Origin of the sequence: Brevibacillus sp. FIR094 (genome assembly GCF_050477165.1) — a bacterium.
Lineage (GTDB): Bacteria > Bacillota > Bacilli > Brevibacillales > Brevibacillaceae > Brevibacillus.
Genome location: NZ_JBEAES010000076.1, coordinates 1 through 1,590 on the forward strand (window position 1 = coordinate 1; position 1,590 = coordinate 1,590).

Below are 1,590 nucleotides of genomic sequence, written 5' to 3' on the forward strand. Positions count from 1 at the left end.
CTAAACCAGCTAATAGGATGTCAACATTTTTCAATAAAACGTGTTTTGTTTAATTGTTATACTGAAAATGAGCATGGCAAATAACCATCCAATGTCGTGATGGAAGGCTTTTTCTCTATTGTTTCTTATTGGTATTAAGTAATATCGAGGAAAGTCTCTTTACGCTTTAACAGGATGTAAATCCAGTGAATCAGCTTGTTTACACAAGCAATGATGGTGACTTTAAACGGCTTTCCTTCAGCGCGTTTTCTGTCATAAAATTCTTTTAGCTTCTTATTGCGCGAACTCCTGATGCCACATAGGACCGCCATATATAAGGCATGTCGTAACCTGCTGGAACCTCTTTTCGTGATTCGATTAATGGTTGCAGTAAACTTACCAGAAGAATGCACGCTAGGATCGATTCCGGCAAAGGCAACAAGTTTTTTAGGGTGATTAAACCGCTCTATCTCACCAATTTCAGAGAGAATCGTTGCCGCGATTTTTTCTCCGATACCAGGGATAGATTGGATAATCTTATATTCTTCAATTTCTGATGCGAGAGCATCAATTCGGTGCTCTAAATTGGACAGATGCTCTTGATACTGAAGAATCATACGAATATACATCTCAAGACTAATCAGATGACTTTCGTACACTGCTTTTTGAAATGGATTGCGGCTTGCTGCGTCCATTATTTTTTTCGCCTTTTCTTGGGCCCAGTCGTTGGATCGACTTATACATATAGCTTCGATTCGTTTCGTCAATTCTGACTCCCTAGCTTTTAAGACCTCTTCCGAGGTAGGGAACTCCAGTAAAATGTGCAAAGATACCTTCGAAAACAAGTTTCCAAAGACAGTTCTAAACTCAGGGAATACTTGGTCTAAAATGGCATGGAACTGTAATTTTGCTTGCACGCAAAGATCAGTTAGAGAGTCATGCTGTCTTGTTAGATTACGGAGGTTTAACAGCTGTAACCCTCTCTTCTTATAAGGTTGTAGTTCCTCCTTGTAATACAGCTCACATAAATGATAAGCGTCAATCGCATCCGTTTTGACCTTGCGTAAGCTTGATTTTTTTGCTTGATATGAGATGAGTGGGTTTATCAGAATATACAAGTAATCTTGTTCTTCTAGACACTGAGTAATCGGAGTCTGGTAGTGTCCAGTTGACTCCAGAACAACCGGAGGTTGTTGACCAGTTATACTTTCTACGTTCTTGAGAAAGTGAAGAAAAGTATCTAGTCCCTCACGAGTATGCGAAATGCTAAAGCTTTTTCCATATGGCTGACCCTTGTCTAAAAATACTTGAACTTGGCTTTCCCCTTTAGATACATCCAGACCAACGACTGGATTCATTGTATCGCTCCTTTTCTAAGATATTTGCCGGTAACCCCTAATCCTGCTTGTAGTATCATAGCTTCGCTTGTTATACGGGATCTCGTCCCAACCAGCCTCAAACATGTTTCTACAAGTAGGGGGTGAACAGTTTAGCGTACGGGGTCAATGCCCCACGGGCAGGGACGTTCTACCCCGGCTACCGTAATCGTAGAACTATATTAAAAATGGTCAACCAGTAAAAACTGGCTGACCTCATAATACGAACGGGCAG

At 40.8% G+C, this 1,590-nt stretch carries 1 protein-coding gene; it reads right to left on the bottom strand.

Annotated features, from left to right (window positions below):
* Positions 1-134 precede the first annotated feature (134 nt).
* The gene (locus tag ACQ5DJ_RS29835) at positions 135-1,337 is read right to left on the bottom strand and encodes an IS110 family transposase (RefSeq protein WP_429845616.1); all 1,203 of its coding nucleotides are present in this window, start codon (positions 1,335-1,337) and stop codon (positions 135-137) included.
* Positions 1,338-1,590 lie beyond the last annotated feature (253 nt).

Coding starts and splice junctions, on each gene's coding strand:
- ACQ5DJ_RS29835 (WP_429845616.1), bottom strand. CDS start 1,337: ATGAATCCAGTCGTTGGTCTGGATGTATCTAAAGGGGAAAGCCAAGTT.